Source organism: Actinoplanes sp. NPDC051633 (assembly GCF_040681735.1).
Taxonomy (GTDB): Bacteria; Actinomycetota; Actinomycetes; order Mycobacteriales; family Micromonosporaceae; genus Actinoplanes.
The window spans coordinates 1-5,474 of record NZ_JBFAZH010000501.1 but is presented as its reverse complement, the minus strand read 5'-3'; the positions used below and the strand labels follow the sequence as shown (position 1 = coordinate 5,474).

Here is a 5,474-nt window from a genome sequence, read left to right as displayed (position 1 = left end):
ACGTGGACAAGCCGCTCAAGGGCGTCGCCGCGGTGCAGACGTTGTCGCGGCTCAACCGCATCCACCCGCTCAAGGCGCAGGGTGACGTGTTCGTGCTCGACTTCGTCAACGAGGCCGCCGACATCGCCGAGCAGTTCAAGCCGTACTTCGAGACCGCCGCGACCATCCCGACCGACCCAAATCTGCTCTACACGGCGGAGAACGCGGTCACCTCGTACGCGTTGCTGGTGGACTCGGAGATGCAGGCGTACGCCGACGCTCTGCTCGCCGCCGAAGGCAAGGCGAAGACCGACGCCGCGCTGCAGAAGGCGCACGCCGCGCTGTACCGGTTTACCGACCCGGCGAAGGATCGGTTCGTGGCCTTGGCCGCCGACGACCCTGAGGCGGCCGACGGGTTCCGGGCCGCGCTGCGCGACTACGTGCGGATGTACGCGTTCCTCAGCCAGGTCGTTCCCTACCACGACGAGGGCCTGGAACGGCTCTACCTGTACGGGCGGGCGCTGCTCAACCGGCTGCCACGCCGGCAGGACCCGTCCGTCGACATCGGCGAGATCCAGCTCACCCACCTGCGGGTCAGCAAGACCGGCGACCACGACGCGTCGCTGGACGCCGACGGCGAGCAGATGCTGCCCGGCTACCTCGGCGGTGGTGCCGGCCCGCAGAACGACCCGGATAAGCTGGCGCTGTCCGAGTTGATCCAGGAGCTCAACGATCGGTTCGGGCTGGGCCTCGGCGAGGCCGACAAGATCTGGTACGAGCAGCAGATCGTCGCGATGACCGAGGAACCGACCATGGAGGCCGCCGCTCTCGTCAACGACGAGGACAACTTCGGCGTCGTCTTCGACAAGCGCATCGAGTCGGTCATCTTGTCGCGCCACGACGACAACGGCAAACTGATGCAGCGCTATTTGGACGATGACATGTTGCGCCAGCGCATGAACCAGCTCGGGCGCAGCCAGGCATACAAGTTGATCCGGCGCAAGCACGGCCTGACCTGACCGGGGGAGAAGTGCTGCTGCAGCCGGGGACACGCATCGCCGACCGGTACGAGCTGACGTATCCAATCGGCAGCGGCGGGATGGGTCAGGTGTGGGCCGGCTACGACGAGCGGCTCGACCGGCCCGTCGCGGTCAAGTTCCTCAGACCCGGGTACGCCAACGACGCCGATCGGCAACTGGTCGTCGAGCGGTTCAAACGCGAAGCCAAGGTCACCGCTCGGCTCGACCACCCTGGCGTCCCCGCCGTGCACGACGCCGGCGTTATCGAGGACGACCTCTACATCGTCATGCAGCTCGTGCCCGGCGCCGAGTTCGCCGACCTGATCGCCGAGCAGGGACCGCTGCCGGTCCCGTGGGTGGCGGCGATCGGCGCGCAGATCTGCTCGGTGCTGGCCGCCGCGCACGCCGCCTCGCTGGTGCACCGCGACCTCAAACCCCGCAACCTCGTGCTCACCCAGACAGGCGTCGTCAAGGTCCTCGACTTCGGGGTCGCCGCGATCCTCGACGCCGACCTGCCGAAGCTCACCATGACCGGCGAGACCATTGGCACCCCGACCTACATGGCGCCCGAGCAAGCTCTCGGCGCGGGATCGGTCGGCCCTCGCGCCGACCTGTACGGCCTGGGTTGCGTGCTGTTCGAGCTGATCACCGGGCAGCCGCCGTATGAGTCGGACACCCCGTTGGGCATGTTGCACCAGCACCTCGACACGCCGGTCCCGCATCCGGGCGCTTTGCGCGACGACGTACCGAAGGAGCTCGACGAACTCGTTTTCGCATTGCTGGCCAAGGACCCGCAGGACAGGCCCGAGTCGGCGGGCGAGGTCTATGTGAGTCTGCTTCGCTGGGTGACCGCTGAGCTGCCGCCAATGGCGCGGGCGCCGCAGGAGCGCAGCTCCCCAGATCCCACTTCGCCGTATCGGTTCCCGTTCGGGCCGCTGCCCCGAGACAGCGTGGCCGGGACGCGCCTGGTCGCGGCCCAGGCGGCGCCGGCGAGCATCCCGAGCATCGACGAGGTGCGCGAAGCGCGGGACAGGGCGATGGAGTTGATCGACGACGAACGGTTCGGGCAGGCCGCCGATGCGCTGGCCACCATGCTGCGCCGGGCCGCGCCGATCTATGGCAACGGTTCGCCGGAGATCCTCGAGGCTCGGGTGGACTACGGAGCCGCGCTGATGCTGGCCGGCGACTTCCGCGCCGCGTTGCCAATGTTCGAGCAGCTCGGTGTTGACCTGGCTCGGCGGTATGGCTCGGACCACGAGCTTGTCCGGGAGTGCCGTCAGCAGGTGGCTACCTGCCAGGCGGAGCTGGGTGAGGCCACCGAGGCGTTGCGGACGTTGCGGACTCTCCTCGCGGAGGTAACCGTTGCGGCGGGCTTCCCTATGCGGCAGCAGATCGCCGTGATAACCGCCAGCCTCGGCCGGATCGGCGAGGCTGTCGGTGGACTGGACGACCTGTTGAGCGACATGAGGCGAACTCCTGGTGTGGGGCCCGCCGACATTCAGGACGTCGAGGCGCTGCGTGATCACCTCCGACGCCTGATGGACGGTACTGACCATTAGTCTTTTGGGCCGCCGGGGCCCCGATGGTCGAGAGGGCACCACCTCCATGCCATCGGTCGGGTTGGTCAGGACAGCTCACGCAGCGGTTGGGCCAGCATCGAGCGAGCCGTAGCTGCTACCTCATGTTGCATCGTCCCCTTCACGGTTTGCCCGGGGTGTGTTCCGGTGGTCCGCGCCGTGATCCCGGCCGGAACGGGGCAGTTCATCGTCGAGAACACCCACCTACATGTTCGCCGACGTGCGAATGTTTCTCATGAGATGGGCACGTGCTGCTCGAGCACGAGTTTGACCGAGTCCTGTTCGCTGCGGAAAGTACCGGCGGCTGCCACAACCCGGCGAACAAGGACCAGGAGTGGGAGGCCACGGAACTCGCCGCAGAGCTTCTCCTGCCCTACGACGCAGCTCACCCGGCGGCCCGGGCGAGAAGGTCGGACGAGCAGGTGGCCGATGACTTCGAAGTCAGCGTTCAGCTCGCCGGTTGGCGCATGAATGCCACCGGAGCACGACTTGTCGCCGGTCGGGCTCTTGCCAAGAGGACTGGCCGATCACTCGGGAGGCGTGGACGCTCAGGCCCGCGCCGAGGCTTGTCCTGGTCCGAGATCAGATGAGGCCTAGCCCAGGCGCCGCTTCAGACGACGGCAGGCCGGCCATCGAGTTCGACGTCATGGCTCAGCCGTAGTACTTCCGCTGCTGCACAGCGGACATCCCTTCGCGTACCTACCGGGCGAGAAGCGACCCGCCTGGGTCGCGGATGAGCGGGGACCCGTGTCCGAGATCGTGACGCCCGGTAGCCAGCAGTCGGCCGGCGGCGGCCGTCCTGGTGACGGAGACGACGTCGACAGGCTGCTTGTCGTGGTCAACGCCGCCTTGGTCGGTGTGCCTGGCGCGTACGCCGCGTCGGGGTCGCTGGCCGTCACCACGATCGCCGCGATGCTCGCCATCATCCTGGCCGTCGCATACCTCGTGCGCCGGCGACGCTGACTTCTTGAACCGCCAGGCAGAAAGTTCTTCTCGCCGGCGTTGCACACCGAGGCCCCGCCCCGTACCAAACTCATGAGAGGCAGGAGCGCCGACCGGAAAGTCAGCGCTCCTGCGAAGAACCAGAGCTATCCCGCCCTGGCCATCCGAAAGAGGAGCAAATCGCATGTTTACGCCACCGCTACACCACGCAACCCAAAACACGCGAGGAGCACCTCACCCATGGAGATCAAACCGACCGCCGAGACCGTCGAGCAGTTCACCGAGTTCTACAACTCGGACCTCAAGCGCCTGATCTGGGCTCTCGCCAAGGCGGGCGCGACGCCCACCGAGGCCGAGGACTTCGCCCAGGAAGCGATGCTCGTCCTGCTGGCCAACTGGCCGACCGTGCGGAGCCCCCGTGCGTTCGCCCGTACCGTCGCGATGCGGGTCCTGTATCGCGGCTGGGACGATCGTAAGCGGAGCCTCGACGCCGAGCAGCGCATCGCGTCGCGCGAGAGGTGGCTCGAGACCTTCGACGCCAACCAGGACGTCGACGAGGTCCTCGAGCTGCTCGACTCGCTGCCGGCCGCCCAGCGGGAGGTCTTCGCCCTGCACACCGACGGGTTCTCCGAGAAAGAGATCGCCGAGATCACGGGGAAGAAGGAGACGACCGTGCGCTCTACCCTGCGGCACGCTCGCGACAAGGTGAAGAGTGCGCTGCGCCCGACCACGACGGGGAAGGAGGAAAACCATGGACCGTGACATCGAGCTTGACCGTCTGCTGGACCGCGCGTCCAAGGCAGCCCTCGAGTCCCTGGACGCCAAGGTCGACGTCCAGCAACGGCTCCACCAGCTGCTAGAACGTGCCGGCGTGGACCCCGAGCCAGACCGACACCGACCCTGACCACATTGGGTAATACGCCAAGACACGCAGAAGGCCCCTGCCGCAAGAATCGGTGGGGGCCTGACTGCTGCACCTTCACGGTCAGCCCATAGGCGGTGCTCCGATGGTGCTCGGACGTTCGGCAACCGAGGAGCACCAACGCAACCGATCCAACACGGCGGTGGATCCTGAAAGTTGGGCCGGCCGTCTGGCGATCGGCCGCAGGCCCCGGACCAGCGCAAACGAAAAGCCCTCCGAATGGACGGAGGCTTGCGGAACAACACGCGCACTGACAGTGTCGTGGAGTGGACTCATGACTACTAGGCATCTGACTACGGATCAGAAGGTTAGGGGTTCGAGTCCCTTCGGGCGCGCAACAGATCAAGGCCTTGACCAGAGAGAACTTGGCTCACGGCCTTATTCCGCGATTGGCCGAACCGGTTTCCGCCGCTGGCCCTGCCTGGTCGCCCTGCGGGGCGGGTCATCCGGGGGATCAGGACACGTCGACGTAGATGACCTCGACGGCGTTGTTTCCGTAGCCGAGGCGGTTCCAGGGCGGAACCTCCGGTTGGACGTTGCCGGCCGCGTCGGTCGCCCTGGCGCGCAGCGTGTGCCTGCCTACGTCGGTCGCCGCCCACTCGTATGACCAGTTCTGCCACTGGTAGGGACCGCGGGGCGGCTCGAGCTGGGCCGGGTGCCAGTCGCCCGCGCCGGTGAGGCCGATCTCGACCCGCGTCACCGGGCCCGTTCCGGACCATGCCTTGCCGCGTACCGTGCAGGTGCCGGCCTTGATGGTCGCCGCCTCGGCGGGTTCGGTGATGCGGGCCCGCACGCGCATGAGGCTGACGGATTCGTGCGGCCGGTCGGCCCACTCGTACATGTAGTGGCCGGTTTGGAATTCCCCGGTGTACGGCTCGGTCAGGACTTCTATGCGCTTGAGCCACTTCACCGACGCGACGGCGTACCAGTGCGGCACGACGATGCGGTACGGTGCGCCGTGGTCGGGGCCCAGCGGCCGGCCGTTCATCTCGTACGCGATCAGGATCTCCGCCGACGGTTCGAGGGCGTGGGCGT

The 5,474-nt window shown here is 67.2% G+C and carries 6 protein-coding genes and 1 pseudogene; 6 read left to right on the top strand and 1 reads right to left on the bottom strand.

Annotated features, from left to right (window positions below; all coding sequences use genetic code 11):
- From AB0M20_RS25020 to AB0M20_RS24995, 6 genes and pseudogenes are all read left to right on the top strand, one after another.
- A pseudogene (locus AB0M20_RS25020) lies at window positions 1-998 on the top strand (type I restriction endonuclease subunit R); the annotation flags it as partial.
- Between the two features lie 11 nt (window positions 999-1,009).
- Entirely contained in the window at window positions 1,010-2,557 is a 1,548-nt protein-coding gene (locus AB0M20_RS25015) for a serine/threonine-protein kinase (protein WP_364302062.1), read from the top strand.
- Between the two features lie 266 nt (window positions 2,558-2,823).
- Window positions 2,824-3,165 carry an ImmA/IrrE family metallo-endopeptidase gene (locus AB0M20_RS25010; protein ID WP_364302060.1) on the top strand — a complete coding sequence of 114 codons (342 nt, stop codon included), beginning with the start codon at window positions 2,824-2,826 and terminating at the stop codon, window positions 3,163-3,165.
- 157 nt (window positions 3,166-3,322) lie between these two features.
- Window positions 3,323-3,538, top strand: coding sequence for a hypothetical protein (locus AB0M20_RS25005; protein WP_364302058.1), 216 nt, complete (start codon window positions 3,323-3,325; stop codon window positions 3,536-3,538).
- Window positions 3,539-3,757: 219 nt separating this feature from the next.
- Window positions 3,758-4,279 carry a sigma-70 family RNA polymerase sigma factor gene (locus AB0M20_RS25000; protein ID WP_364302056.1) on the top strand — a complete coding sequence of 174 codons (522 nt, stop codon included), beginning with the start codon at window positions 3,758-3,760 and terminating at the stop codon, window positions 4,277-4,279.
- Entirely contained in the window at window positions 4,269-4,421 is a 153-nt protein-coding gene (locus AB0M20_RS24995) for a hypothetical protein (protein ID WP_364302054.1), read from the top strand. The genes AB0M20_RS25000 and AB0M20_RS24995 overlap by 11 nt, the downstream gene beginning before the upstream one ends.
- Before the next feature lie 472 nt (window positions 4,422-4,893).
- Here the strand turns inward: AB0M20_RS24995 and AB0M20_RS24990 are convergent.
- A partial coding sequence (locus AB0M20_RS24990; RefSeq protein WP_364302052.1) for a molybdopterin-dependent oxidoreductase occupies window positions 4,894-5,474 on the bottom strand: 581 nt, incomplete at its 5' end.

Bases quoted from the DNA above. Each gene is read 5' to 3' on its own strand.
- AB0M20_RS25000 (WP_364302056.1), top strand. From the start codon at position 3,758: ATGGAGATCAAACCGACCGCCGAGACCGTCGAGCAGTTCACCGAGTTC.
- AB0M20_RS24995 (WP_364302054.1), top strand. From the start codon at position 4,269: ATGGACCGTGACATCGAGCTTGACCGTCTGCTGGACCGCGCGTCCAAG.